Origin of the sequence: Thiocystis violacea (genome assembly GCF_016583575.1) — a bacterium.
GTDB classification, from domain to species: domain Bacteria; phylum Pseudomonadota; class Gammaproteobacteria; order Chromatiales; family Chromatiaceae; genus Thiocystis; species Thiocystis violacea.
On sequence record NZ_NRRG01000004.1, the window covers coordinates 86,356 to 112,197 of the forward strand.

Consider the following 25,842-nt stretch of genomic DNA (forward strand, 5'->3'; position numbering starts at 1 on the left):
CCGCGCTCCTCCTGACGGGGCTCATGCTCGGCTCGACCGGCCCGATGGCCGGTAACGAGGCGATGATCGACGATCTCGGCGGGGAGGGCGACTGGGTCGTGCCCGGCCTGGAACGGATCAAGGATCTGGCCACGGTCGCCGGCGTTCGCGACAACCAGTTGGTCGGCTACGGTCTGGTAGTGGGCCTGGATGGCACCGGCGACCAGACGACCCAGGCGCCCTTCACCGTCCAGAGCCTGAAGAACATGCTCGGGCAAATGGGCGTGACGGTGCCCGAGGGGGTCAATCCCCAGACCAAGAATCTCGCCGCCGTCATGGTTACCGCCGACCTACTGCCCTTTTCCAAGCCGGGTCAGCGGATGGACATCACCGTCTCGTCCCTTGGCAACGCCAAGAGCCTGCGCGGCGGCACCCTGCTGATGACGCCCCTGAAGGGCGCGGACGGGCAGATCTACGCCATGGCGCAAGGCAATCTCACGGTCGGTGGATTTGGTGCCGGCGCCGCCGATGGCAGTAGCATCACGGTCAATGTGCCCAGCGTCGGTCGCATTCCCAATGGCGCGACGGTCGAACGCGAGGTTCCGAGCGGTTTCGCCCAGGGCAATTATCTGGTTCTGAATCTGCGGCGTCCGGATTTCACCACCGCCCAACGGATGTCGGATGTCATCAACGAGAACCTCGGCGGCGATGTCGCCCAGCCGCTCGATGGCTCGTCCATTCAGGTGCGCGCGCCGGAAGATGCGGGGCAGCGCGTTTCCTACATCTCCGTGCTTGAGAACCTCGAGGTCGAAACGGCCGAACCGCCGGCGCGGGTCGTCATCAACGCCCGCTCCGGCACCATCGTCATCGGCGCGGGCGTCACGGTGCGCCCGGCGGCCATCTCGCACGGCAACCTCACGGTGACCATCAGCGAGAATCCACAGGTCTCGCAGCCGGGGGCCTTCGCGGGCGGTCAGACCGCCGTGGTTCCGCAGAGCGACGTCGAGGTCAAGCAGGATAAAAACCGCATGTTCCTCTTCGCTCCGGGCACCGCGCTTGGCGATATCGTCGAGGCCGTCAACGAAGTGGGCGCGGCGCCCGGCGATCTGGTCGCCATCCTTGAGGCCCTGCGCGAGGCCGGTGCCCTGCGCGCCGAGCTGATCATCATCTGAGGCCGCCATGATTTCCTCCAGCGCCACGCTTGGGCTCGGCTCCACGACCTCGCTGACCGGACTGACCGTTGATCCGACCTCCTACGCCGGGTTGGCCCAGTCCGCGCGCGGCGGCGACGCCGCCGGCATCGAGGCCGCCGCCCGAGCCTTCGAGTCGCTTCTGATCGGGCAGATGATGAATCGGATGCGCTCGGCCACGCTCGGGAGCGGGCTCTTCGACTCCGATCAGACTCGACTCTATCAAGACCTCTACGATCAACAGATCGCGACGGCCATGAGCGAGGGCGATGGTCTGGGAATCCGCAAGGCCCTGCTGCGCCAACTGGCCCCCGAACTGAGCGAGGAAGGCGCGGAGCGCGATCCGGAGAATCTGCTTGTCCCCGAGCGTAATCCCTGGCTCAGGAGCGTCAAGCGTCGGAAAGTCGACGCCGCCGTGGATGCCGTATCCAAGCCGGCGAGTCAGGCGGAGGCCAAGCCGGAAGCCAAGCCGGAAACGGCCGCCACCAGCATCAAGGCTACCGGAAATGGGATCGCGATCACGGGCCAGGGTCGATGGCCGCCGCGCGACGCCGAGGATTTCGTCGCCTATCTCAAGCCCTACGCCGATCAGGCCGCCGAAACCCTGGGCATGGATACAACGGTCCTGTTGGCGCAAAGCGCCCTGGAGACCGGCTGGGGCAAGCACGTCCCACGGCGCGCCGACGGACGCAGCAGTTTCAATCTCTTTGGCATCAAGGCGGACCGGAGCTGGCAGGGCGACAAGGTCTCGGTCGGTACACTGGAGTATCGCAACGGCGTCGCCAGTCGGGAGCAGGCCAAGTTCCGCGTCTATGACACCCCGGCGGAGTCCTTCGTCGACTATGTCGCCTTTCTGCGCCGAAATCCGCGTTATGGACAAGCGTTGGAGAGCCGCACGGGCGAGGAATTCATTCGCGGGCTCCAAAAGGCCGGCTATGCCACCGATCCCCGCTATGCTTCAAAGATCCTCGGCATCCGCGAGCGCGTACTGGGACTCGCCGCCGCCGTCGAGACCAAGGCCGAGACTCAAGTTTCGAGCAACGGGGCCGATATCCCCAAGGGGTGAAGCGACAACTCGCCCTTGAACCGCGAGGGCGCGACCCGCGCACCGCATTCATGACGAACGGGTGGAGTCAATGAGCACACTGCAAACTGGAATCTCTGGCCTGCTGGCCTTTCAGCGTGCCCTGTCGACCACCGGACACAACATCGCCAATGCCTCGACCGAGGGTTACAGCCGGCAGCGGGTGGAGTTTTCGACCAATAATCCACAGCGGCTGGGTGGGCACTATCTCGGGCAGGGGGTCGAGATCTCCACCGTGCGGCGGCTCCAGAACGATCTCGTGGACTCGCAACTGCGCACCAGCCTCACCAACGCCGCCAACGGCGATGTGCGCGCCGCCTTCGCCGAACGGGTCGACCGTCTGCTCGCCAACGAGAGCACCGGGCTGGCGCCCGTACTGGAGAACTATTTCAAGTCGGTGCAGGACGTCGCCAACGACCCGACCTCGCTCTCGGCGCGCACCGTCATGCTCAACGAGGCCGACACCCTGACCGATCGGTTCGCCCAGATCAACAGCCAGTTGGAGGAGCAGCGCACCCTGGTCAACGGACGGATCGAGACCACGGTGGAGGAGATCAATCAATACGCCGAGTCGCTGGCCGATCTCAACCGTCAGATTGTTTCCGGCTTCGTCGGCGGCAGCCCGCCCAACGATCTGCTCGACCGTCGCGACAACATCCTCAATAAACTGGCCGAGAAGATCGAGGTCAACACCACCACCCAGGACGACGGTGCCGTCAACGTCTTCATCGGCAACGGCCAGTCGCTGGTCATGGCCGGGGGCGCCAATCAACTGGTCGCGGATCATCTCTCGGGCGATCCGGTGAATCTGGACATCGGGCTCAAGAGCACCGCGAGCGGTCAACCGACCAACGTCACCCGTTTCATGACCGGTGGCGAGATCGGCGGGCTGCTGGAGACACGCAGCGGCATGATCGACACCGCCCAGAACAAGCTCGGGCTGGTCGCGCTCAATCTGGCCACCGCCTTCAACGAGCAGAACCGTCTGGGACTGGATCTGAACGGCGATCCGGGCCAGGACATCTTTACGCTGCCGAAGGTGAGCGTCAGCCCCAAGGCCGGGAACAGCCTGACCGCAAGTCCCGGCGTTACCATCGATGATGTCACCAAACTCAACCCGAACGACTATCGGTTGACGAGCAACGGAACGGATTTTCGGTTGACGCGGCTGCCGGATAACACCGCCGTTCAGCTTGTGCCTGAATTGCAAGTGACCCCAACTGGCACTATCGAGGAGCCTGGAATCACCGTTTCGGATGCGTCCAAATTCGATATGGGTGGTTACACATTGGCCTCCCCCGATGGAAGCAGTTTTACTTTGGAGGATTCGGATGGGACGTCAGTGACTCTGGCGGAAGATCCACCCGGCTCTAAGATCCACGTTGGCGGCGGTTTAAGCATTGACACTTCTGGTATCACGACCGCTGGTTCATGGGACATCGAGCCGACCGCCATTCGCACGGCCGACGGACTGAGCATTAATACCGCCAGTATCGCCACGGCCACGACGGGCGATAGCTGGCTGATCCAGCCGACCCGCTTCGCCGCCGACGGTCTCAAGGTCGCGATCACCGAGCCCCAGGAGATCGCCGCCGCCGCCGCGGTCAAGGCCGAAAGCAGCGACCTCAATACCGGCGAGGCGACCATCGAGAGCGTGCGCGCGGTCGATGCGAGCGACCCCGACATACTGAAGGCTCGGGCGATCGTCAGCTACGACGGGACCGACTATCTGGTCGACGATGTCGCCCTTCCGGCGGAGGCGGTGACACTGAAGGACGGGTTCACCACCATCACCACCAAAGGCTGGGAACTCAAGCTCAAGGGCACGCCCGAGGACGGCGACGAATTCATCGTCAGCGGCAATGCCGGCCAGGAAGGGGACAACCGCAACATCCTCGCCATGAGCGATCTGCAAAACGTCCGCCTTGTGCAGGGACAGGCGACGATCGAGGGCAGCCACACCAGCATCCTGGCCAGTGTCGGAACCCAGACCCGCCAGGCCCAGATCACCCGCGACTCCAGCAACACCATGCTGGAAGAGGCGCGGGCGCAGCGCGAGGCGATCTCGGGCGTCAACCTGGATGAAGAGGCCGCCAACATGCTTCGCTACCAGCAGGCCTACCAGGCCGCGGCGCAGGTGATCTCCACCACCAGCACCATGTTCGACACGCTGCTCAACGCCGTCCGCTGATAAGGAGGAGTCCATGCGCATTTCCACCAGCCAGCTCTTCCAATCCGGCGTCTCGTCCATGCAGCGCGCCCAGGTGGATCTCAATCACACCAGCCTCCAGATGGCCACGGGGCGGCGCATCCTCACGCCCTCCGACGACCCCAGCGGCGCGACCCAGTCGGTCATGCTGCAAGCGGCCATCGGCGCGACCGAGCAGCATCAGCGCAACGTCACCCTGGCCCAGCCCAAGCTGGAGCAAGAGGAATCCCAGATCGACGCGGCCGACACCAAGCTGCAACGGGTGCGCGAACTGGTCCTTACCGGCAACAACGCCACCTACAACGCTTCCGACCGCAAGACCATGGCGAGCGAAATCCGCCAACTGCGCGACGACATCCTGGCCCTCGCCAACACCCAGGACGCCAACGGCGAGTATCTATTCGCCGGTACGCGATCACTCGAAAAACCCTTCGTCGAGAACGCCGCGGGACGGGTGTCCTATGTCGGGGCCGACGGAGTGGGCGCCGTGCGTCAGGTCGCCGTCAGCGCGACCCGCGATATTCCGATCGGCGACACCGGCCAGTCTGTCTTCATGGATATCCCCGAGAAGAGCGGTCTGGTGGTGGAGGGGGGCATACCGCCGAGCAATACGGGCGATCTCGTCGTCCAGCGGGCCGAGATCAAGGATTACGACGAATACGCGCTCGATCCCACGGCCAGCTTCAGCATCCAGTTCACGGACAACGCGGGCACCATGGAATACGCCGTGTACGACGACGCGGACCCGCCAAACGCCGTCCTTGACGACGACACTGGTCTCCCCATCACCGGCACATACCAGTCCGACATGCCAATCGAATTCGCCGGCCGCGCCATCACCCTGACCGGCACCGGCACGCCCGACACCGGCGACGAGGTGATCGTCCGCCCGGCGCCCACAGTCAGTCTCTTTGACACGCTCGACGCCATCGCCACCGCCCTGGAGGCTCCAGTCAGCGACGAGGCCGGTCGCGAACGCCTGGCCGAGGCCAGCAGTACCGCCCTGCTCAACATCGACTCCAGCAACGGGCGTCTCAACGAAATCCGCACCTCCGTCGGTCTACGGCTCGGCGCGCTCGACACCCAGACCGACATCAACTCACAGCGCCAGCTCGATCTGGAGACCACGCTCTCCGAGGTCCGCGATCTCGATTACGCCGAGGCCATCAGCCGCTTCAAGCTCCAGGAGGTCGTCCTGCAAGCCGCCCAGCAGACCTACGTCCAGGTCAGCCGACTCTCGCTCTTCGACTTCCTTTAATCCGCGCCACCACGAAATCAGCAAATAGATACCGCCTTGTCGAGGTGCGACCAAAAGCGAAGCTCCCGGCCATCATCCGAGGTCGGGGTGAAATAGATGGGGTGCGGTTGGGGTTCGCTCACCCCAACACTCGCTCTAGACCATTAGCCGATCAGATCCGCCTTACGCTTCGGGCATTTCTTGCAGCGCTTCTGCTCGCGGTATTTCTTGCAGCACTTTTCGGCTTTCTTGCTCATCACCCACCTCCGCGAACGCGAGTAAACACTCAGGCGGCGGTCGCGGCACCTTGGCCGATTTGTTTCGCGAGGGCCGCCAGCTCGTTGTCGATCATGAGCAGCGACTGACCCTGGTCGCCGAAAAGCCGCACGCGCCCGATGATGTCCTTCACCGTCGCCTCTTCCTCGATCTGCTCGGTCACGAACCATTGCAGGAAGATGTTGGTGGCGTGGTCCTTCGCGGACAAGGCGAAATCGACCATCTCGTTGATCGTGGCGGTGACCCCGCGCTCATGCTCCAGCGTGCGCTCGAACATGGGAAGCACGCCGCCGTCCACGCTCGCCGGCGCGGCCACCTCAGACAACTGAACCCGCGCGTCCTGATCGATCAGATAACGGTACATCTTCAGCGCATGCGCCAATTCCTCGCCGTGCTTGGCGAGGAACCAGGCGGCCACGCCCTTCAGATTCATGGTCTCGGCTTGAGCCGAGAGCCCCAGATAGAAATAAGCGGAATACATCTCGCGGTTGATCTGGGTGTTGATGCGCTGCGCCATCTCGTTGGAAATCATCTTTAATCTACTCCTGATAGGGAAATGGGCGAGCCGCCGGTCCGGGCCAGGGATTCCTTATGTGCGGACGGTCGTCGTCGAATCCACCGCCCCGGAAACGGAGAACGCGATCCGCTCGGCCAGGTCGCCTCGCCTCTGGCACGAGGTTCTATCATTGGTAGCGCCCCAATCGATAGAATTTCGTGGGAGCGGATTTTAGCCGCGATGAGCGCCGACGCGAGGTTTTTCGCGGCTGTAAGCCGCTCCCACGCGCCGATCCTCTTGATTGGGGCACCACTTCTTGGGCCTCGGAGCGTACAGGATGGGCATCGCTCTCGCTCTGCCCATCCTGCGAGTTGGAGCGCTACCCACGGCCACTCTGGAAACGGCCAGCATCAGATCCGGAAGTGCCCGATCCGGTCCTGGATCTCCGCCGCCAGACGCGCCAGTTCCTCGCTCGCCCGCGCCAGATGCAAGGAACCGGTGGCCGTTTGATCGACCGTTCGACCGATGGTGTGGATGTTGCGGTTGATCTCCTCGGCGACCGCGCTCTGCTCCTCCGCCGCGCTCGCGATCTGGGTGTTCATGTCGTTGACCGATGTGATCGAGCGACCGATGCTCTGGAACGACTCGCTGGCGCGCTTGGCCTGCTCCACGCTCTCCCGCGCGCGCTGCTCGCTCTTCTCGATCACCCGCACGGCGCCCGCGGAGCCTGACTGAACGCGCTCGATCTTGTCTCGGATGTCCTCGATCGATGCCTGGGTGCGACTGGCCAGGGTCCGCACCTCGTCGGCGACGACCGCGAAGCCGCGCCCCATCTCGCCCGCGCGCGCCGCCTCGATGGCCGCGTTGAGCGCCAGAAGATTGGTCTGCTCGGCCACGCCACGAATGACATCGAGCACCGCGCCGATCTCACGGCTATCGTCGGAAAGCCGGGCGATGACCTGACCGGCCTGCTCGATCTCTCCCGCCAGGGCCTCGATGGCGATCACCGTTTGCCGAGCGAGTTGATCACCGCGATCGGCCTCGCGATCGGTTTCATGGACCACGCGGGCCGCCTCGGCGGCGTGCCGTGCGACCTCCTCGACCGTTGCCGTCATCTCGTTGATCGCGGTCGCCACCCCATCCGTCTCGGCCTGCTGGAGCCGAACCTGCTGGTTGGTCTGACCGCTGGTGACCGAGAGTTCCTCGGCCGCGGCGGCGAGTTGCGCCGAAATTCCAGAAATCTGGCGAATCAGATCCTGAACCTTGTCGACGAAGCTATTGAAGGCTCGCGCGAGATCGGCCAATTCATTGCGTCCATCCGCCTGGAGGCGGCGTGTCAGATCACCGTCGCCCTCGGCGATCGAGCGCAGACTCTCGACCGTGCCCCGGATCGGCCTGGAGATGCCGCGCGCCGTGAACCAGGCCAGCGCCAGACCGCCCAGCAACAGCAGGGCGCCGAGTCCCAGGATCGAGAACAGGGCCTGGCGTTGGAAGGCCAGGGCCTGGCTCCGATCGATCATGATCTCGAGTACGCCGACCGGGGCGCCCGAGAAGTCGCCCACCAGCCGGCCATAGGCGACGACCGGGATTCCCCCGTGCTCCATACGGCGCGTCAGGGTCTCGCCATCCATGATGTCGCGCAGTTCCTCCGGATCAAAGGCGCCTTCGCCCTCGATGGTGCCCGCGAAGGTCTTGAACCCGCCTTTATCGGGTATCCGCAGCGCCGCGTCGGCGCCCGCGCGCGCCTTGAAACGATCGAAGAACGGCTGGCCAAAGGACATCCCGAACTCCACGACCCCTACATGACGCCCCTGATGGAAGACCGGCTCGACACCGCGCAGCCCCAATCCGGCCACGCCAATCTCGAGTCCCCTGACGGGCTTCTGGGTGCGGTTGGCCTCGACGATTGTCCGGCGGATCGCGGTCAGGTCATCTCCATAGCGATCGAGCATGTGCAGACGCAGAAAAGACGTCGCCGGCGCCGTGAGGAACTGGAACTGACTGACGGCGTAATGCTCGCGCATGTAGTCGAAAACCGGGCTGGTCAGGGCGCTCAGGCGTTCCCGATCACCCGCGGCGAAGGCCTCTTGCACCGGCGGCATCCGCGCCACGACCGCGCTGAGCGCCTCGGCCAGTTCACCCTGGGTCGCGATCTCGCCGCTCAGGGCGAGAAACCGGCTCTCCAACTCGCGGGACTCGGCACGGTCGGACAGGGCACCCAACGCTCCCATCGCCAGCGGCAGGATGAGCCCAAGGCTCAACAGGCTGATGAGTGCGAATCCAATCAGTACACGATAACCAATGCTCAGGTGTTTCAGCACGACGTCCTCCTTAATCCCCGATTAGCGTCCTCTATGACGGCAAGAAGAATGCATGCTTGAATCCTCGATTGCCATCAAGGCCAGAGCAGGCGCGCGCCTCTGGCCGCCATGTCCCAACCCAGTCAGGAACACGATCATGATGCCCCCGCCAGTTCTCGGTGACCAGGATCTTCAGGCACTGCTTAACGAAGATGTCCCCTTCGGTGATCTCACCACCGACTCGCTGGGCATCGCCGCCCGATCGGGACGCATCCGCTTCCTCGCCCGCGACCCCATGGTGGCCTGCGGCGTCGAGGAGGCCGTGCGTCTGTTTCAATTGTGCGGCGCGCACGCCGAACTCCGGACGCCGTCGGGGGGCGAGGTGCCGACCGAGACCCTATTGTTGGAGGCGAGCGGCCGCGCCGGGGCCTTGCATCGGGCCTGGAAGACCGCCCAAACCCTGATCGAATGGTGCTCCGGGATCGCCACCAGCGCCGCCGAGATTCAGACCGCCGCCCGTCTTGGTCACCCTGACGCCTTGGTCGCCGGCACTCGCAAGAACGTCCCCGGAAATCGCCGGCTCGCGGTCAAGGCGTTCCGAGCCGGCGGAGCGGTCATGCATCGCGGCGGTCTCTCGGAAACCCTGTTGGTGTTCGCCGAGCATCGACTATTCCTGGGCGGCGAGCGCCCCCCCGAGACGATCGCCCGACTGCGCCGTCAATGTCCGGAAAAGCGGGTGGTGGTCGAGGTCGACACGCCCGAGGAGGCGCTGGACTGGGCCGAGGCGGATGTGCTGCAACTGGAGAAATTTCCGCCCCAGGCGGTGGCCGAGGTGGTCGCCGCGCTCGCCGCGCGTGGCTCGAACACCCTGGTCGCCGCCGCTGGCGGCATCAACGCCCGCAACGCCGAGGATTATGCCCGCGCCGGCGCGCGTCTGTTGGTCACCACGGCCCCGCACCTGGCGCCGCCACGGGATGTACAGGTGCGGTTTTTTGTTGAGTGAGCGCTCAGTCCTCGGGGAAAAGGCACGGAAACTGCTGAAAGTTCACGGAGCCTGACAACTGACAACTGACAACTGACAACTGACAACTGACATGCCCAACCCCCGTCTGATCATGTATCACAAGCAATCCACCAGCGCCCGTACCCGTTTCCTGAAGCTCGAATATGGCGGGGTCTGTGGCTTCTCCGCTCTGCCGGAACCGGCGGAACTGAGTCGGGATTCTGGCGACGGGAGCAACCTGGTCTCGCATCCAGCCTTTCTGCTGCGCGACGCCGAGACCCGGCTCGGTCTGCCGGGCGGCAGCCTGGAGGTCGAGTCCGGATTTCGCGGCCAGGTCGCCTCGACCGAGGGGATGACCGAGGTCTTCCTCGCCCGTTTCACCAGTATCGATCCGCCCTTCGAGCCGGTCGAGGCCAGCGGCGGAATCTTCATCGATCTGACCCAGGCGCGCGGTCTGCCGCCGGTCGAACTGGCGCTGCTGCGGCTCGCCTACGAGAAGATCCTCGGATAGGCGAAACCAGGAACCGCTCGATTCCCTGTCGGATTTCGTCCAGGCCATCCCGATCCCGTGGCCAACCCGACAAGAACGCCGGCCCAAAATCGCCCGAACAGGGCGATCCTTAGGCGGCCCACTCGATTGAGTTTATGTCTATCGATCTGTTATAAAAAACATAACGTAACCCGCCAGCCTCCGGAGCCCGACGCGCATGACCCAAACCACGGAAGAGGGGCTGGAAACCAGCGGAACGCTGCGGCTGGATCTGAACCAGCACCGTTTCGTCGGGCATGGCCGCATCGATCTGCTGCGCCGCATCGGCGAGACGGGCTCGATCTCGCAAGCGGCGCGGTCCATGGCCATGTCCTACAAACAGGCCTGGGATTCGGTCGATGCCATGAACAACCTCTCGGCGCGGCCCCTGGTTCGGCGCCAGGCTGGCGGGCGTCATGGGGGCGGAACCGAGCTGACGGACGAGGGACGACGCCTGATCCTCGTCTACGAGGCCGCCGAGCAGGAGCACCGCCGCTTTCTCGAACGCCTGAGCCGGAGCGTCCAGGATTTCGATCACTTTCAATCCTTGCTTGGCGTCCTGGGCATGAAGGTCAGTACCCGAAACCATCTGCGCGGTATTGTCGCGGCCATTAAGCCCGGCGCGGTCAACGCCGAGGTGACGCTCGACATCAACGGTACCCCATTGGTCGCCATCATCACCAATGAAAGCGTCCAGTCGCTGGGGCTGGCGGTCGGCGTGGAAGCCTTCGCGCTCATCAAGGCGTCCTTCGTCATCCTGTCCACGGAGGACGGCGGGCTGCGCACCTCGGCGCGCAACCGGCTGTGCGGCACGATCGAGCACATCACCGAGGGCGCGGTCAACACCGAGGTGGTGCTGGCGCTCGACGGCGGTACGCGCCTGACCGCCATGATCACCCGCGAAAGCGCGACCGAGCTTGGACTCGCCGAGGGTGATCGCGCCTGCGCGCTGATCAAGGCGCCGCATGTCATCCTGGCCGTGAGGGACTGAACGAAGCGCTGTCATCACTCAGGTTGGTTCCGGCCAACGCGAATCGCGTCTGGGATCGCGCCGTTCAGCTTCCGGCCATCAAGGCTGGCGCGCGTTCACCAGCCAGACCGCCGCCTCGACTCGGCTCTTCAGACCAAGCTTTTTGAGAATGTGTTTGACGTGGACCTTGATGGTCCCGACCGCGACATCGAGTTCGCGGGCGATGAGCTTGTTGCTCCAGCCCTGGGCGAGCCGGTCCAGGATCTCGCGTTCCCTTGGGGTCAGGTCGGCTTGATCGGGATCCCTGGGGGCCGGGGCGTCGCGCAGCGCTCGGACGAGCAGTTCGGTGAGCCTGGGGCTGATGACGAGTCGACCGCGCATGGCCTCGCGCAGCCTCTCCAGAATGTCCTCCGGCTCCATGTCCTTGAGCAGGTAGCCGTCGGCGCCGGCGCGCAGCGCGGCGACGACATCGCTCTCGGTGTCGGAGACGGTGAGCATGAGGATACGCGCGTCGAGCGACTCGTCGGCGCGCAGCCGTTTGAGGGTCTCGATCCCGTCCAGACCCTTCATGTCGAGGTCGAGCAGGATGAGGTCGGGCTGGAGTTCATGGGCCAGATCCAATCCGGCGGCACCGTCGGCGGCCTCGCCAACCAGGCGCAACTCGGGTTCCATGGCGATCAGGTCCGCTACCCCCTTGCGGAACAGCGGGTGGTCGTCGATGACCAGGACGCGGGTCTCGATGGCTTCGTGCATGCTGTCTCTGCCTCCGGCGCGGCTCGCGGCGCGCTCGTTCAGGATGATCGCGAAGGCCGTCAGCCAGCCCAGTTGAGCCCGCGCGGGCGAAACGCCAGGCTGACGCGGGAACCTCCGGATGGTGTGCTCTCGATCTGGATCGAGCCGCCCAGGGTCAGGGCGCGCTCCTTCATGATGGTCATGCCGTAGTGTCCTGGGCCGGGGAGCCTCCCGGCGAGGCCCTGGCCATCGTCCCTGATCTCGACTCGGATCTCGCCCTCGGCGCTGTCGAGCTGGATCCAGCAGTGTCTCGCCTGGGCATGGCGCGTCACGTTGGAAAGCGCCTCGCGGATGATCTGCATCACATGGACTTCCTCGTTCGGCGAGAGCAGCCCGGACGGCAGTCGGTCGTCGAGCCGGATCGCGATGTCGGTGCGCCGGCGGAATTCCTCGACCGTTTCGGCCAGCGCGTTGGCCAGTCCCCGGCCGTCGATCCGCAGCCTGAAGGTCGTCAGCAGCTCGCGCAGTTGACGGTAGGCGCTGCTGATGCCCTCGCGCATCTCGCTCAGGATCTCCGCGGGGGAGGGCAGCTTTCGATCTGGGGCCGTGGGGGATTCGCGCAGCGCGGCATCCAGGCGCACGGCCTGGATCTTGAGGTAGGACAGCGACTGGGCCAGCGAGTCGTGCAGCTCGCGCGCCAGGATGCCGCGCTCCTCGTGCAGGGCCAGGCGTCGCCCTTCGTGCATCCGGCCCATCAGGCGCAGGGCGGTGGCCAGTTGTCCGGCCAGTGACTCCAGGAGCGGTTGCTGCCAGGGCTCGAGCGTTCTGCCGGGGGCGAGGGCGACGCGCAGGGTACCGTAAACGCGATCCGGGTCGCGAATCGACAGGCTGGCGATCCGGTTGCTGTCCGACCGAACGCCGTCCGCCGAGTCCAGCCCGAAGGTCGCGGCCAATTCCGGACCCGCGCACAGACCGCAATCGTGCACGGGGCAGGCCGCAGCCGGCTGGCGGGGTGGAGCCGTGCCGAGGTCGCCTTGTCCGCGCGGGCGGACGTCATCGCGCAGACAGATGGCCACCTCCGCGAATCCGATCTGGTCGCGGATGTCCTCAATGACCCGATCGAGGACCGCGTCCGTGAGCGGTGCCTCGTCGAGCGCGCGGCTGGTTCGGTAGAGCAGGGACAGGGATCGATTGGAGCGCTCCAGGTCGCGGGTCTTGTCCGCGACCCGCTCCTCCAGTTCGCCATAGATTTGGGAGAGCCCCTGGGTCATGAGGTTCATCGCCGCCCCGACCCGCCCCAACTCATCGCCGCCGACGAAGCGCGTGTGGCCTGAGAAATCGCCGCGCCGGGCGCGGTCGGCGCAGTCGAGCAACTCCGCGAGTGGTTCGACCACCCGGCGCTGGACGACCACCAGGCTGACCAGCACCAGGGCGACCGTCAGGACGAGCGCGCTGGCCTGGATCCAGCGCAGGAGATCGATGCGATGTTCGGCGCGTTCCTCCAGCATGCGCACCAGGGCGTGGATGTCGTCGACGAAGTCGTCCATCCGGTCCAGGTAGGCGGTACGTCCGGCGTTCGTCTCGGGGGATTCGGGGGTGGCGTCGATGAACCGCGTCAGGGCGCGGCGCATTTCATTGGTCCAGCGCCAGCGTACCCGCTCGTAGGCGAGCCGAACCGGGTCGCTAGCGTTGGCTGGAAGCGCCTCCGTGAGCCGAGGGCTGACCAGTCGCTGCTCGTATTCCACGACCAGTCGCTTGACCTCGATGCGAGACTCCGGCCGCGATACGCGGTCGTCCGCCAGCGCTACCCCGATTCGGTAGGACTGCATCCGCAGGGTGCCGGATTGATTCACCGCGGCCGCCATGCCCTGGTTGATTTCCGCGATGAAGATCGAAGTCAGCATGCCGGTTACGCCCAGGGCGATGACCCCGGCCATCAGGAGCCCCAGGACGATCAGTATGGGATGGCGCGCGGGTCTGGTCGCGCCGGACATCCTCATGCCGGTTCCCCGAGCCGTGGCGGGGCTGGATCAAAGGAGGTATCACCAAAACGTCCGGCGGGGAGTTCAGTAGGCCCGGATGACCAGCCTTGGTGATTGATCGTTAGCGGTTTCAATGGCTTGATCTCTCTGGTCGACTACCACCAAGGGGGTATTTCAGACTGTCTTTCTCGGCCATCCGGCGTCTTGCGTCACTCAGTGGAAAGCCTAGTCTTGCCTTGGATCAAGAATGATCAGGCCCACGACCGCCATGCCACCCGATGAGGAACGCGCCGACGTGAATCGCACGGATCTCGAGAAGACCTGTCTCCCGCTGCTCGAGAAGGTTCCCGGTTTTCGATCCCTTCCGCGCGAGGCGTTGCGATCGATCGCGGGCGGCTGCCGTTCGCGCTCCGCGACGCGCGATCAGGTGCTGTGCGAGAAGGGCCAGCGGCTCGACGGCTTCTACGTGCTGATCAGCGGTCGCGTCAAGCTCGCGGTGCTCTCGTCCGAGGGGGCGGAGCGGGTGCTCGACATCGTGCTGCCGGGTCAGACCTTCGCCGAGGCGGCGGCCTTTCTCGGTCAGCCTTATCCGCTGCATGCGCAGGCGCTGGCCGATTCGCACCTGCTGTACGTCAAGTTGCCGCGGGTGCGTCGTGCCATCGAGCGTTGGCCGGAGGTCGCCTTCAGGATGCTGACTCTCATGGCCGAGCGCACCCAGCGTCTCACCGCCGATCTGGAAGCCTGCTGTCTGCATTCGGCGGGGCAGCGTATCGCTGGTTTTCTGCTGCGCGAGGCCGAATCGGACTGGCGGGAGGCGGACCAGGGCCGGCTGACCCTGCCGGCCGCCAAGTCGGTGGTCGCCTCCAGTCTCAATGTGTCCCCCGAGACCTTTTCGCGCGAGTTGCACGGCCTGGCGCGCAAGGGGCTGATCGAGGTGGAGCGCCGCCAGATCCGGATTCCATCCCTGACGCGGCTGCGGGCCTTGGCCGGCATCGATGGACCTCCTGGGATGGGCGTCGCGAGGGCACCAGTCGACATAGGGGTCCGGCCATCATGAAACGAGAGGATCAGCGTCCGGGCTCGACTCGGGAATCCGATGCCGAGGGGTCTTTGGAGACATCGGATCAGGCCGCGGGCGCGCCGCTCGACGGGGATATCCTGAGCTGCGTCGTGCGGACTCGGCCCGGTTGGGGGCTGGAGGTCGCCGCTCGGCTGGAGGGTTTGGCCGGCGTCGAGGTCCATGGCGGCACCGAGGTTGACAGGCTCGTGGTCACGATCGAAGACGGCACCGGGCACAAGGCGGTCGATCGGCTCGGGTCGTTGACGCTCGTCGAGGGAGTGACCGCCGCCGTTCTCATCTATCACTGCGACGGACGCGCCCTGAGCGCGGATCCAGTCACCGCCGAGGGTTGAGGCCGGGCGCACCCCACTCGCGGCCTCGATCCAAGCGAACGCACATCGACATCCCAGGAGGAGCCACCCGTGACCATGACCCGGCGTGAATTCATCAAGTCCCAGGCGGCATTCGCCGCGGCGGCCGCGGCCGGCGTGGTCCTGCCGGCGGAGTCGCTCGCCCAGCCCCAGGATCCGCTGGTCGATCCGGGCATCCGCTGGGACAAGGCCCCCTGCCGCTTCTGCGGCACCGGCTGCTCGGTGCTGGTCGGCGTCAAGGACGGGCATGTGGTCGCCAGCCAGGGCGATCCGGACGCGCCGGTCAATCGGGGCCTGAACTGTATCAAGGGCTATTTCCTGCCCAAGATCCTCTATGGTCAGGACCGTCTGACCCAGCCGCTGCTGCGCAAACGCGACGGCAAATTCGCCAAGGACGGCGAGTTCGAGGCGGTGACCTGGGACGAGGCCTTCAACGTCATGGCCGAGCAATGGAAGAAGTCCATCCGGCGTTCCATGGAAGAGAACGCGGGCAAGACGGTCGATGAGATGACCTCGCGGGTCGGGATGTTCGGTTCCGGTCAGTGGACGGTGTGGGAGGGCTACGCCGCCTCCAAGCTGCTCAAGGCCGGGCTGCGCTCCAACAACCTGGACCCCAACGCCCGGCACTGTATGGCGACCGCCGTGGTCGGCTTCATGCGCGCCTTCGGGATCGACGAGCCCATGGGCTGTTACGACGATCTGGAGCATGCGGATGTCTTCGTGCTCTGGGGCGCCAACATGGCCGAGATGCATCCCATCCTCTGGTCACGTCTGACCGATACGCGCCTGTCGCGGCCGGGCTGCGAGGTGCATGTGCTCTCGACCTACGAGCATCGCTGCTTCGAGCTGGCCGACAACCCCATCGTCTTCGTCCCCCAGACCGATCTGGCGATCCTCAACTACATCGCCAATTACATCATCGAGACCAAGTCCTATAACCAGGACTTCATCGACAAGCACGTGCAGTTCGAGACCGCGACCACGGACATCGGCTACGGGCTGCGGCCCGAACATCCGCTGGAGAAGAAGGCCGCCAACGCGGGCGTCGACAAGAAACTCCCGTCGAGCTTCGAGGAGTTCGCCAAACAGGTCGCGCCCTACACGCTGGAGTACACCGCCAAGCTATCCGGCGTGCCCCCGGAGAACCTGCTGCGCCTGGCGAAAGCCTACGCGGACCCGAATAAGAAGGTCAGCTCCTTCTGGACCATGGGCTTCAACCAGCACACCCGGGGCGTCTGGGCCAACAACGGCTGCTACAACATCCATCTGCTGATGGGCAAGATCTCCGAGCCCGGCAACAGCCCCTTCTCGCTCACCGGCCAGCCCTCGGCCTGCGGGACCGCGCGTGAGGTCGGCACCTTCGCGCACCGTCTGCCGGCGGACCTCGTCGTCACCAAGCCCGAGCATCGCGCCTTCGCCGAGAAGATCTGGAAGCTGCCGGACGGGACGGTCCCCGGCAAGATCGGTTATCACGCCGTGCTCATGCACCGCATGATGAAAGACGGCAAGCTCAACTGCTACTGGCAGATGTGCAACAACAACATGCAGGCCGCCGCCAACCTCAACGAGGAGTCCTATCCCGGCTGGCGCAACCCGGAGGTCTTCGTCACCGTCTCCGATCCCTATCCGACCGTCTCGGCCCAGGCGGCCGACCTGGTGCTGCCGACCGCCATGTGGGTCGAGAAGGAAGGCGCCTACGGCAACGCCGAGCGGCGCACCCAGTTCTGGCGCGAGCAGGTCGCCGCGCCCGGCCAGTCCAAGTCCGATGTCTGGCAGATCATGGAATTCGCCAAGCGCTTCAAGGTGGAGGAGGTCTGGCCGCCCGAGCTGGTCGAAAAGATGCCGGAATACGCGGGCAAGACACTCTACGAGGTGCTCTATACCAACGGTCAGGTCGATGCCTTTCCCTACGAGGGCCAGATCCTCGACGACCGGGGCAACGCCTACCAAAACCATGAGAGCCAGGACTTCGGCTACTACGTGCAAAAGGGTCTGTTCGAGGAATACCGGCGTTTCAACTCCGCCCCGGACATCATCAAGAAGGGCCATGAGATGGCCGAGTTCCAGCGCTACCACGAGACGCGCGGACTGCGCTGGCCGGTCATCGACGGCAAGGAGACGCTCTGGCGCTTCCGCGAGGGCTATGACCCTCATGTGCGCGCCTTCAATCCCGAGGTCGCCAAGGGCGATGTCTATTTCTACGGCAACCCCAACGGACGGGCGAACATCATCTTCGCACCCTATGAGCCGGCCGCCGAGAGTCCGGACGCCGAGTTCGATCTCTGGCTCTGCACCGGTCGGGTGCTGGAGCACTGGCACTCCGGTTCCATGACCCGGCGCGTGCCCGAACTCTATCGCGCCGTGCCCGACGCGGTGATCTACATGAGCAAGGAGGACGCCAAACGGCGGCGTCTGCGCGACGGCCAGGTCGCGGTCATCTCCACCCGGCGCGGCGAGATGAAGGCGCGCATCGAGACCCGAGGGCGCAATCGTCCGCCAGATGGGCTGGTCTTCGTCCCCTGGTTCGACGCCAACCGGTTGGTCAACAAGCTGACCCTGGACGCGACCGATCCGCTGTCGAAAGAGACGGATTACAAAAAATGCGCGTGCAAGGTGGTGCGGGCTTGATTGACGTCGCCCTGGGATCGCTGAGTTGCACTCGGCTCCCTGGCCTTCGCTCCTAAACCTCGTCCAGATTGAGCTTCGGAGCTTGGAGGATGGGCACGCCCGGCCAACGTTGGCGCCAGACCAAACCTTGGAGCACGGGCTTTGCCCATCCTACGAACTGAAACCGTCCCCATGACCAGCGAACGCCAAAAGACCGGCACGACCCTGAACCGTCGCCAGTTCATCACGGGCGTGATGAAGACGGCCTGTGGCGTCGGTCTGTTCGGGCTGGGGCTGGGACTCTACAGCCAGCGGGCTTCGAGCCTGCCGGCCTGGGCCATCCGTCCACCGGGGGCGGTGCCGGAGGATGATTTCAATGGGGCCTGTATTCGCTGCGGTCTCTGCGTGCGCGACTGTCCCTTCGACATGCTGCATCTGGCCGAGCTGGGTCAGGACATTCCGACCGGAACGCCGTATTTCATCGCCCGCGAGGCCGGTTGCGAGATGTGCGAGGACATCCCCTGTGTCGCCGCTTGCCCGACCAATGCGCTCGATCACGCCCTGACCGATATCCGCAAGGCCGACATGGGGCTCGCGGTGCTGATCGATCAGGAGAACTGCATCGCCTTCCAGGGGCTGCGCTGCGAGGTCTGCTTCAACGTCTGCCCGGTCCGGGGCGAGGCGATCACGCTCGACATGCAGCACAACGAGCGCTCGGGCAAGCATGCACGCTTCATCCCGGTGGTTCACTCGGCGCATTGCACCGGCTGCGGCAAGTGCGAGGAGGTCTGCATCCTTGACGAGGCGGCGATCAAGGTGCTGCCGCGCCATCTGGCCAAGGGGCAGCTCGGGGCGCATTACCGCTTGGGCTGGGAGCAGAAGCGGCAGGCGGGCGAGGCGCTGGTCACGCCGGATGCCGAGCACCGCTATAACCTGCCCGAGGGCATGGGGTACGAACATGGCGGGCGGGGGCTGATTGAGGAGGCCGCGCCCGGTCAACCGGCGAGCCCGGTCCCGGATAACCCGCTGGACTCGCTCAACCGCAAAGGGGCGCTCTAGATGAACGCCTTTCCCGGCCAGACCGCGCGCGCGGAGCAGGGCTGGCTCAAGGCGCACAAATGGCTGCTGCTGCGGCGCGCCAGTCAGCTCGGCCTCCTGGCGGTCTTTCTGTTGGGGCCGCTGGCCGGGATCTGGATCGTGACCGGCAACCTGTCCGCGAGCCTGACCATGGGCGTTCTGCCGCTCACCGATCCGCTGCTGCTCGCGCAGTCGATGCTTTCGGGGGCCTGGCCGATCGCGAGCGGTCTGATCGGCGCGCTCATCGTGCTGGTCTTCTACGCCCTGGTCGGCGGGCGGGTCTTTTGCTCCTGGGTCTGTCCGGTCAATCTGGTGACGGATCTGGCCGCCTGGCTGGGTCGCCGCCTCGACATCCGCGCCGGCGGGCGGATCTCGCGCGATCTACGCTACTGGTTGCTGGGCCTGGTGCTGCTGTTCCCGCTCGCGACCGGCGTCATCGTCTGGGAATACGTCAACCCGGTCTCCATGGCCCATCGCGGCCTCATTTTCGGCATGGGCTGGGGCTGGACGTTGCTGCTCGCGGTCTTTCTTTACGACCTCTTCGTGGTGCGTCGGGGCTGGTGCGGCCATCTCTGCCCGGTGGGGGCCTTTTATGGCCTGATCGGGGTCAAGCCTGCCGTGCGGGTCGCGGCGGCGGGGCGGGCGCGCTGCGACGATTGCATGGATTGCTTCAACATCTGCCCGGAGCCACAGGTCATCAAGCCGGCCCTGAAGGGCGCGGCCCAGGGGATCGGGCCGCTCATCGGCGATATCCACTGCACCAATTGCGGGCGCTGTATCGATGTGTGTAGCAAGGACGTGTTTCGTTTCACGCTCGGCTACCGGCGGCGGCCCGACATCGCCCCGCGCGCGTCCGGCGGCGATGGGGCGAAAACGGTGGCATCCGGCACGGATGTCCCGATCCCAGGCCGCGCATCCAGTTAACCGATAAGGCGGAGAGAGCCATGAACAGATCAGTCGCAGCCATGCTGCTGGGACTCGCGGCGACCGGCCTGGCGAGCGCCATCGCGGCCGAGGACGTGACCTCGCTGCGCGGTCGCGCGGTGACGGACGAGTCCGATCCGGCGGTGAACAAACCAACCGTGGCCGTGCCCGGCGGGTTCGCCCTGGGCTGGGAAAAGCAGCCGCCGATGATCCCGCACCCGATCGACAAATACAGCATTGATCTGCGTCAGAACGGCTGTCTCAAATGCCATAGTCCGGCGACCTTCGAGATCGCCAAGGCGCCGAAAGTGGGCGATAGCCACTTCTTCGACCGCGATGGCGTCAAGCTCGATCACCTGGCGCCCCGGCGATATTTCTGCACCCAGTGTCATGCCCCTCAAACCGGGGCGATTCCATTGGTCGAAAACGTCTTCGAGGGACGCTGACCGTAACGGTCAGCATGGCGCGCATATCCAGAGATTCGGGAAACTCATTATGTCCGATCAATCAAAAACCTCGGCGCCCAAACCCCGCGCCCGTCGCGTGACCTGGCTCATTCTGTCGGCGGGCATCCTCATCGGCATCCTGTTCTGGGGCGGCTTCAACACCGCGATGGAGGCGACCAACACCGAGCAATTCTGCATCTCCTGTCACGAGATGAAGGTCAACGTCTATCAGGAATACACCGACACCATTCATTACACCAACCGTACCGGCGTGCGCGCGACCTGTCCGGACTGCCATGTCCCCAAGGATTGGGTGCATAAGATCGTGCGCAAGATCCAGGCGAGCAATGAGCTCTACCATCACTTCAAGGGCGACGTGGATACCCCCGAGAAGTTCGAGGCCCAGCGGATCCGGCTGGCGCAAAACGTCTGGCGCACCATGAAGGCGACCGATTCGCGCGAGTGCCGCAACTGCCACGACTTCGAGTCCATGAACTACAACAAGCAGGAATCGCGCAGCTCGCAGAGCCATCAGGACGCGGAGGACGCCGGCTTGACCTGCATCGACTGCCACAAGGGCATCGCCCATCAGCTCCCGATGGAATACGACCCCGAACAGGACGCGCCGGGCCAGAGCATCTTTTACTCGGTGCGCGATTGATCGGAACCCTTGGTTTCGGCGCGCCCCGGACGCGGTCGGGCGCGAGGCTGGAAAGGGTCGGACAGCGGGCATCCCAAGTCCGCCGATTCCGTCTGCGCAAAGCCAAACCGGGGTGTTAGCATAGGCGGCATTCGCAAGCCAGAGAGAGTGCCGTCCATGCCTTACGACAAGATCCAGGTTCCAGCCACGGGCGAGAAAATCGGCGTCAACGCCGATTTTTCGCTGAATGTCCCAGACAAGCCGATCATCCCTTTCATTGAGGGCGATGGAATCGGTGTCGATATCACCCCCGTCATGCGTTCGGTCGTGGACGCCTCGGTCGCCAAGGCTTACGGCGGCGCGCGCCAGATCCAGTGGATGGAGATCTTCGCCGGCGAGAAATCGACCCGCGCCTATGGCGAGGATGTCTGGCTGCCGGAAGAGACGCTCGCGGCCGTCAAGGATTTCGTGGTCTCGATCAAGGGGCCGCTGACCACCCCGGTCGGCGGCGGCATCCGCTCGCTGAACGTGACGCTACGTCAGGAACTGGATCTCTACGTCTGTCTGCGCCCGGTGCGCTATTTCAGCGGCACGCCGAGTCCCTTGAAGGAGCCCGAACACACCGACATGGTGATCTTCCGTGAGAACTCGGAGGACATCTACGCCGGCATCGAGTGGCAGGAAGGCTCGGCCGCCGCCAAAAAGATCATTGCCTTCCTGCGCGACGAGATGGGCGTCACCAAGATCCGCTTCCCCGAGAGTTCCGGGATCGGGATCAAGCCGGTATCGCGCGACGGCACCCAGCGCCTGGTGCGCAAGGCGATCCAGTACGCGATCGACAACGATCGCGCCTCGGTGACCCTGGTGCACAAGGGCAACATCATGAAGTTCACCGAGGGGGCCTTCAAACAGTGGGGCTATGAGCTGGCCCAGTCGGAATTCGGCGCCAGGGAGATCGACGGCGGTCCCTGGTGCTCCTTCAAGAACCCCAGGACCGGCCGCGAGATCGTGGTCAAGGACGTGATCGCCGACGCCTTCCTCCAGCAGATCCTGCTGCGGCCGAAGGAGTACGACGTGATCGCCACCCTGAATCTCAACGGCGACTACATCTCGGACGCGCTCGCGGCCCAGGTCGGCGGGATCGGCATGGCGCCGGGCGCGAACCTCTCCGACAGCATCGCCATGTTCGAGGCGACCCACGGCACGGCGCCCAAATACGCCGGTAAGGATCAGGTCAATCCAAGCTCATTGATCCTCTCGGCCGAGATGATGCTGCGCCACATGGGCTGGGTCGAGGCGGCCGATCTCATCATCAAGGGCGTGGAGGGCGCGATCGCCTCCAAGACGGTGACCTATGACCTGCATCGGTTGATGGACGGCGCGACCAAGCTGAGTTGCTCGGAGTTCGGCGACGCGGTGATCGGCGGGATGTAATTTGGTGGAAGACCCTCGCGCCAGAACCTTATGGTCCTGGCGCGAGGGGCGCGGTCAGGATGGGATGTCGGTAGGCGTCACGACCTCAGCTCACGTGGTGCACATTGGCCGCATGAAGCCCCTTGGGGCCTTCGCTCAGCTCGAATTCGACCTTCTGTCCTTCTCTCAATGTCTTATAGCCTTCCATGTCGATCGACGAGAAGTGGACGAAGACGTCCTCTTCCCGACCGTCTGGTTGTACGAACCCGTACCCCTTTGCGTTATTGAACCATTTGACGACACCGGTGATCATTGACGCACTCCTCCTACTTTACGGGGCTTCTTGTTTATGGTCGTTATCGTCGACTGGCACCGTACCTTGAATCCGGCGATCGGTACCACAACTCGGTAGTATAGTGAGTTGATTTCGCTGGTCAAACAGGCTCTGCTGATGGACGCGCGCGAGCGGCTCGGTCTCTTGGTCGAGTCCCGGCGCCAAATTGGACCAGAGGAAGCGCCTGAACCATTCGCGAGCGGCCTGTCATTGCGACCAGAGGCGTCGCGCCTAAGTGAATCTTGACTAGAATCCGAGATCATGAGTAACGATATTCCTGGCGAGGAGCGCGAATCCGGCCTGACGGTTCAGGAAGCTCGCCCAAAACTGCGCCGTCCGCCCCTATATAAGGTTCTACTGCTGAACGACGATTACACCCCGATGGAGTTCGTGGTGTTGGTTCTTGAGATTTTTTTTGGTATGAACCGAGAAAAGGCGACCCAAGTCATGCTGCATGTGCATACCAGGGGCGTCGGCGTGTGTGGGGTTTTCACCAAGGACATCGCCGAGACCAAGGTCGGGCAAGTGAATGACTACGCGCGCGGTAACCAGCATCCGCTGATTTGCACGATGGAAGAGGCGTAGACGTAGGGGCTCGTTGAAATTTCGAGCGGCAGAATTTCAATCCGTTTTCTTGAATCCACCCTTGGGATAGGCCGATGCTGAGCAAAGAACTCGAATTCACGCTTAACCGGGCCTTCAAAGAGGCGCGCGCCAAGCACCACGAATACATGACGGTGGAGCACATGCTGCTGTCATTGCTGGATAATCCGACGGCCGCCAAGGTGCTGCGCGCCTGTGGTGCCGACGCGGAGAGGCTGCGCCGCGAGATTGCCGTGTTCATCGACGAGACGACGCCGCTGATTCCCGACAACGAGGATCGCGACACCCAGCCGACGCTTGGCTTTCAGCGCGTGCTGCAACGCGCCGTCTTTCACGTTCAGTCCGCGGGCAAGAAGGATGTGACCGGCGCCAACGTGCTGGTCGCCCTGTTCAGCGAGCAGGACTCCCAGGCCGTCTATCTGCTCAACCAGCAGGACGTGACGCGGCTGGATGTGGTCAATTTCATCTCGCACGGCATCTCCAAGGTTCCCGGCGAGAGTCAGGAGGAAGAGGCGCCTGGCGAGTCCGACGAGGTGCGCGGCGAGGAGAAGGAGGGCGCCAGTCCGCTTGAGAGCTTCGCGACCAATCTCAACGAGATGGCTCGCCAGGGTCGGATCGATCCATTGATCGGCCGCGCCCCCGAGGTTGAGCGCACCATCCAGATTCTGTGCCGGCGCCGCAAGAACAATCCGCTGTTCGTCGGCGAGGCGGGGGTCGGCAAGACCGCGATCGCCGAGGGGCTGGCGAAGAAGATCGTCGACGGCGAGGTGCCGCAAGTCCTCAACGACGCGGTGATCTACTCGCTCGATCTCGGCGGCCTGGTCGCCGGAACCAAGTATCGCGGCGACTTCGAGAAACGTCTGAAGGCGGTTCTGGCCCAGCTCAAGCGTCAGCCCCACGCTATTCTCTTCATCGACGAGATCCACACCATCATCGGCGCCGGATCGGCGTCCGGCGGGGTCATGGACGCCTCCAATCTCATCAAGCCGGTGCTCGCCTCCGGCGATCTGCGCTGCATCGGCTCCACGACCTATCAGGAGTATCGGGGGATCTTCGAGAAGGATCGCGCGCTCGCGCGGCGCTTCCAGAAAATCGACGTCGAGGAGCCCTCGGTCGAGGAGACCATCGAGATCCTCAAGGGTCTCAAATCCCGTTTCGAGGAACATCATCAGGTCAGCTACACCCAGCCGGCCCTGCGCGCCGCCGCCGAACTGGCCAATCGTCACATCAACGACCGTCATCTGCCGGACAAGGCGATCGATGTCATCGACGAGGCCGGCGCCAGCGTGCAACTGATGGCGCCATCCAAGCGCAAGAAGCGCATCGATGTCGCGGATGTCGAGGCGATCGTCGCCAAGATGGCGCGCATTCCGCCCAAGCGGGTCTCGGCCTCCGACACCGAGTCGCTCCGCAATCTCGATCGCGATCTCAAAATGGTGGTCTATGGCCAGGAGGCGGCGATCGATGCCCTGACCTCGGCGATTCGCATGAATCGCTCGGGTCTGGGTCACGAGGAGAAGCCCATCGGCTCCTTCCTATTCACTGGACCGACCGGCGTCGGCAAGACCGAGGTCACCCGTCAGTTGGCGCGCATCCTGGGGATGGAGCTGCTGCGCTTCGATATGTCGGAGTACATGGAGCGTCACACGGTCTCGCGGCTCATCGGCGCGCCGCCTGGGTACGTGGGATTCGATCAGGGCGGACTCCTGACGGAAGAGATCAACAAGCACCCGCACGCCGTCCTGCTGCTCGACGAGGTCGAGAAGGCCCATCCCGATGTCTTCAACCTGCTCCTGCAGGTGATGGACCATGGCACGCTGACCGACAACAACGGGCGCAAGGCGGATTTCCGCAACGTGGTGCTGGTCATGACGACCAACGCGGGCGCGGCGGAGACCTCGCGTCGCTCGATGGGTTTCACCGAGCAGGATCACTCGACCGACGGCATGGAGGCGCTCAAGCGCTACTTCACCCCCGAGTTCCGCAACCGGCTGGACGCCATCGTGCAGTTCGGTCCGCTCAGTGAGGAGACGATTCTCAACGTCGTCAACAAGTTCGTGTTCGAGCTTGAGCAGCAGTTGGAGGACAAGAAGGTCAACCTGACGGTCGACGAGGAGGCGCGGCGCTGGCTGGCCGAGACCGGCTACGATCCCAAGATGGGTGCGCGGCCAATGGCGCGCGTCATTCAGCAGGGTATCAAGAAGCCGCTGGCGAACGAGCTGCTGTTCGGCGAACTCGTGGGTGGCGGGGTGGTCCGCGTCTTTCTGAAGGACGGCAAGCTCGCCTTCGAGATCAACGGTGTCGAGCGAGACCTCTGAGACCGACCAGGAGCATCCTGGCGAGGTCTGGCTCGGCGATACAGGGCGAGCGGCGAGGATGA

At 64.5% G+C, this 25,842-nt stretch carries 22 protein-coding genes; 17 read left to right on the forward strand and 5 right to left on the reverse strand.

Going from position 1 to position 25,842, the window contains the following annotated elements; translation table 11 throughout:
- The first annotated feature begins 62 nt into the window (after positions 1–62).
- From CKO27_RS03615 to flgL, 4 genes are all read left to right on the forward strand, one after another.
- A complete protein-coding gene (locus CKO27_RS03615) occupies positions 63–1,151 on the forward strand; it encodes a flagellar basal body P-ring protein FlgI (protein WP_242470714.1) in 1,089 nt (362 codons plus the stop codon).
- A gap of 7 nt (positions 1,152–1,158) precedes the next feature.
- Complete coding sequence (gene flgJ / locus CKO27_RS03620; RefSeq protein WP_200373515.1) at positions 1,159–2,235, forward strand: flagellar assembly peptidoglycan hydrolase FlgJ; 1,077 nt, start codon at positions 1,159–1,161, stop codon at positions 2,233–2,235.
- 70 nt (positions 2,236–2,305) lie between these two features.
- Positions 2,306–4,444 (forward strand): flagellar hook-associated protein FlgK, encoded by a 2,139-nt coding sequence (flgK, locus tag CKO27_RS03625; protein WP_200373516.1) that lies wholly within the window; start codon positions 2,306–2,308, stop codon positions 4,442–4,444.
- Between the two features lie 13 nt (positions 4,445–4,457).
- The gene (gene flgL / locus CKO27_RS03630; protein WP_200373517.1) at positions 4,458–5,720 is read left to right on the forward strand and encodes a flagellar hook-associated protein FlgL; all 1,263 of its coding nucleotides are present in this window, start codon (positions 4,458–4,460) and stop codon (positions 5,718–5,720) included.
- Positions 5,721–5,985: 265 nt separating this feature from the next.
- On the opposite strand, the gene CKO27_RS03635 is transcribed toward flgL, so the two are convergent.
- Positions 5,986–6,507 carry a ferritin gene (locus CKO27_RS03635; protein WP_200373518.1) on the reverse strand — a complete coding sequence of 174 codons (522 nt, stop codon included), beginning with the start codon at positions 6,505–6,507 and terminating at the stop codon, positions 5,986–5,988.
- Positions 6,508–6,881: 374 nt separating this feature from the next.
- Entirely contained in the window at positions 6,882–8,792 is a 1,911-nt protein-coding gene (locus tag CKO27_RS03640) for a methyl-accepting chemotaxis protein (RefSeq protein WP_200373519.1), read from the reverse strand.
- Between the two features lie 136 nt (positions 8,793–8,928).
- On the opposite strand from CKO27_RS03640, the gene modD reads away from it, so the two are divergent.
- The 3 genes from modD (at position 8,929) to CKO27_RS03655 (ending at position 11,294) form a co-directional block, all read left to right on the forward strand.
- Complete coding sequence (gene modD, locus CKO27_RS03645) at positions 8,929–9,774, forward strand: ModD protein (RefSeq protein ID WP_200373520.1); 846 nt, start codon at positions 8,929–8,931, stop codon at positions 9,772–9,774.
- 91 nt (positions 9,775–9,865) lie between these two features.
- The gene (locus tag CKO27_RS03650) at positions 9,866–10,285 is read left to right on the forward strand and encodes a hypothetical protein (RefSeq protein WP_200373521.1); all 420 of its coding nucleotides are present in this window, start codon (positions 9,866–9,868) and stop codon (positions 10,283–10,285) included.
- 196 nt (positions 10,286–10,481) lie between these two features.
- Positions 10,482–11,294, forward strand: a complete 813-nt coding sequence (locus tag CKO27_RS03655) for a TOBE domain-containing protein (protein WP_200373522.1) — start codon at positions 10,482–10,484, stop codon at positions 11,292–11,294.
- 78 nt (positions 11,295–11,372) lie between these two features.
- On the opposite strand, the gene narL is transcribed toward CKO27_RS03655, so the two are convergent.
- Both narL and CKO27_RS03665 read right to left on the reverse strand, forming a co-directional pair.
- Entirely contained in the window at positions 11,373–12,026 is a 654-nt protein-coding gene (gene narL / locus CKO27_RS03660) for a two-component system response regulator NarL (protein WP_200373523.1), read from the reverse strand.
- A 59-nt stretch (positions 12,027–12,085) separates the two neighbouring features.
- Positions 12,086–14,005 carry a type IV pili methyl-accepting chemotaxis transducer N-terminal domain-containing protein gene (locus CKO27_RS03665; protein WP_207280583.1) on the reverse strand — a complete coding sequence of 640 codons (1,920 nt, stop codon included), beginning with the start codon at positions 14,003–14,005 and terminating at the stop codon, positions 12,086–12,088.
- Positions 14,006–14,234: 229 nt separating this feature from the next.
- On the opposite strand from CKO27_RS03665, the gene CKO27_RS03670 reads away from it, so the two are divergent.
- The 8 genes from CKO27_RS03670 to icd all read left to right on the forward strand — a co-directional run bounded on the left by CKO27_RS03670 (position 14,235) and on the right by icd (position 22,546).
- Positions 14,235–15,044 carry a Crp/Fnr family transcriptional regulator gene (locus CKO27_RS03670; protein WP_200373525.1) on the forward strand — a complete coding sequence of 270 codons (810 nt, stop codon included), beginning with the start codon at positions 14,235–14,237 and terminating at the stop codon, positions 15,042–15,044.
- Positions 15,041–15,400, forward strand: coding sequence for a chaperone NapD (locus CKO27_RS03675; protein WP_200373526.1), 360 nt, complete (start codon positions 15,041–15,043; stop codon positions 15,398–15,400). The genes CKO27_RS03670 and CKO27_RS03675 overlap by 4 nt, the downstream gene beginning before the upstream one ends.
- Positions 15,401–15,475: 75 nt before the next feature.
- Positions 15,476–18,046, forward strand: coding sequence for a nitrate reductase catalytic subunit NapA (gene napA, locus CKO27_RS03680; protein WP_207280591.1), 2,571 nt, complete (start codon positions 15,476–15,478; stop codon positions 18,044–18,046).
- A gap of 171 nt (positions 18,047–18,217) precedes the next feature.
- Positions 18,218–19,084: a ferredoxin-type protein NapG gene (napG, locus tag CKO27_RS03685; RefSeq protein WP_200373528.1), complete on the forward strand. Its 867-nt coding sequence runs from the start codon at positions 18,218–18,220 to the stop codon at positions 19,082–19,084.
- Positions 19,085–20,026, forward strand: a complete 942-nt coding sequence (napH, locus tag CKO27_RS03690) for a quinol dehydrogenase ferredoxin subunit NapH (RefSeq protein WP_200373529.1) — start codon at positions 19,085–19,087, stop codon at positions 20,024–20,026.
- 20 nt (positions 20,027–20,046) lie between these two features.
- Entirely contained in the window at positions 20,047–20,472 is a 426-nt protein-coding gene (locus CKO27_RS03695) for a nitrate reductase cytochrome c-type subunit (protein ID WP_200373530.1), read from the forward strand.
- Positions 20,473–20,521: 49 nt separating this feature from the next.
- Positions 20,522–21,133 (forward strand): NapC/NirT family cytochrome c, encoded by a 612-nt coding sequence (locus CKO27_RS03700; protein WP_200373531.1) that lies wholly within the window; start codon positions 20,522–20,524, stop codon positions 21,131–21,133.
- Between the two features lie 156 nt (positions 21,134–21,289).
- Positions 21,290–22,546, forward strand: coding sequence for an NADP-dependent isocitrate dehydrogenase (gene icd, locus CKO27_RS03705; RefSeq protein ID WP_200373532.1), 1,257 nt, complete (start codon positions 21,290–21,292; stop codon positions 22,544–22,546).
- Positions 22,547–22,631: 85 nt separating this feature from the next.
- Here icd and CKO27_RS03710 read toward each other — a convergent pair whose 3' ends face one another.
- A complete protein-coding gene (locus CKO27_RS03710) occupies positions 22,632–22,838 on the reverse strand; it encodes a cold-shock protein (RefSeq protein WP_200373533.1) in 207 nt (68 codons plus the stop codon).
- Between the two features lie 282 nt (positions 22,839–23,120).
- Here CKO27_RS03710 and clpS point away from each other — a divergent pair, with 282 nt between their 5' ends.
- Positions 23,121–23,444, forward strand: a complete 324-nt coding sequence (clpS, locus tag CKO27_RS03715) for an ATP-dependent Clp protease adapter ClpS (RefSeq protein ID WP_200373534.1) — start codon at positions 23,121–23,123, stop codon at positions 23,442–23,444.
- A gap of 74 nt (positions 23,445–23,518) precedes the next feature.
- The gene (clpA, locus tag CKO27_RS03720; protein ID WP_200373535.1) at positions 23,519–25,780 is read left to right on the forward strand and encodes an ATP-dependent Clp protease ATP-binding subunit ClpA; all 2,262 of its coding nucleotides are present in this window, start codon (positions 23,519–23,521) and stop codon (positions 25,778–25,780) included.
- The last annotated feature ends 62 nt before the right edge of the window (positions 25,781–25,842 follow it).

What these genes read in the sequence shown, in the direction of transcription:
- CKO27_RS03615 (WP_242470714.1), top strand. Translation starts at nt 63, where the DNA reads ATGATCGACGATCTCGGCGGGGAGGGCGACTGGGTCGTGCCCGGCCTG.
- flgJ (WP_200373515.1), top strand. Translation starts at nt 1,159, where the DNA reads ATGATTTCCTCCAGCGCCACGCTTGGGCTCGGCTCCACGACCTCGCTG.
- flgK (WP_200373516.1), top strand. Translation starts at nt 2,306, where the DNA reads ATGAGCACACTGCAAACTGGAATCTCTGGCCTGCTGGCCTTTCAGCGT.
- flgL (WP_200373517.1), top strand. Translation starts at nt 4,458, where the DNA reads ATGCGCATTTCCACCAGCCAGCTCTTCCAATCCGGCGTCTCGTCCATG.
- CKO27_RS03635 (WP_200373518.1), bottom strand. Translation starts at nt 6,507, where the DNA reads ATGATTTCCAACGAGATGGCGCAGCGCATCAACACCCAGATCAACCGC.
- modD (WP_200373520.1), top strand. Translation starts at nt 8,929, where the DNA reads ATGATGCCCCCGCCAGTTCTCGGTGACCAGGATCTTCAGGCACTGCTT.
- CKO27_RS03650 (WP_200373521.1), top strand. Translation starts at nt 9,866, where the DNA reads ATGCCCAACCCCCGTCTGATCATGTATCACAAGCAATCCACCAGCGCC.
- CKO27_RS03655 (WP_200373522.1), top strand. Translation starts at nt 10,482, where the DNA reads ATGACCCAAACCACGGAAGAGGGGCTGGAAACCAGCGGAACGCTGCGG.
- narL (WP_200373523.1), bottom strand. Translation starts at nt 12,026, where the DNA reads ATGCACGAAGCCATCGAGACCCGCGTCCTGGTCATCGACGACCACCCG.
- CKO27_RS03665 (WP_207280583.1), bottom strand. Translation starts at nt 14,005, where the DNA reads ATGAGGATGTCCGGCGCGACCAGACCCGCGCGCCATCCCATACTGATC.
- CKO27_RS03670 (WP_200373525.1), top strand. Translation starts at nt 14,235, where the DNA reads ATGATCAGGCCCACGACCGCCATGCCACCCGATGAGGAACGCGCCGAC.
- CKO27_RS03675 (WP_200373526.1), top strand. Translation starts at nt 15,041, where the DNA reads ATGAAACGAGAGGATCAGCGTCCGGGCTCGACTCGGGAATCCGATGCC.
- napA (WP_207280591.1), top strand. Translation starts at nt 15,476, where the DNA reads ATGACCCGGCGTGAATTCATCAAGTCCCAGGCGGCATTCGCCGCGGCG.
- napG (WP_200373528.1), top strand. Translation starts at nt 18,218, where the DNA reads ATGACCAGCGAACGCCAAAAGACCGGCACGACCCTGAACCGTCGCCAG.
- napH (WP_200373529.1), top strand. Translation starts at nt 19,085, where the DNA reads ATGAACGCCTTTCCCGGCCAGACCGCGCGCGCGGAGCAGGGCTGGCTC.
- CKO27_RS03695 (WP_200373530.1), top strand. Translation starts at nt 20,047, where the DNA reads ATGAACAGATCAGTCGCAGCCATGCTGCTGGGACTCGCGGCGACCGGC.
- CKO27_RS03700 (WP_200373531.1), top strand. Translation starts at nt 20,522, where the DNA reads ATGTCCGATCAATCAAAAACCTCGGCGCCCAAACCCCGCGCCCGTCGC.
- icd (WP_200373532.1), top strand. Translation starts at nt 21,290, where the DNA reads ATGCCTTACGACAAGATCCAGGTTCCAGCCACGGGCGAGAAAATCGGC.
- CKO27_RS03710 (WP_200373533.1), bottom strand. Translation starts at nt 22,838, where the DNA reads ATGATCACCGGTGTCGTCAAATGGTTCAATAACGCAAAGGGGTACGGG.
- clpS (WP_200373534.1), top strand. Translation starts at nt 23,121, where the DNA reads ATGAGTAACGATATTCCTGGCGAGGAGCGCGAATCCGGCCTGACGGTT.
- clpA (WP_200373535.1), top strand. Translation starts at nt 23,519, where the DNA reads ATGCTGAGCAAAGAACTCGAATTCACGCTTAACCGGGCCTTCAAAGAG.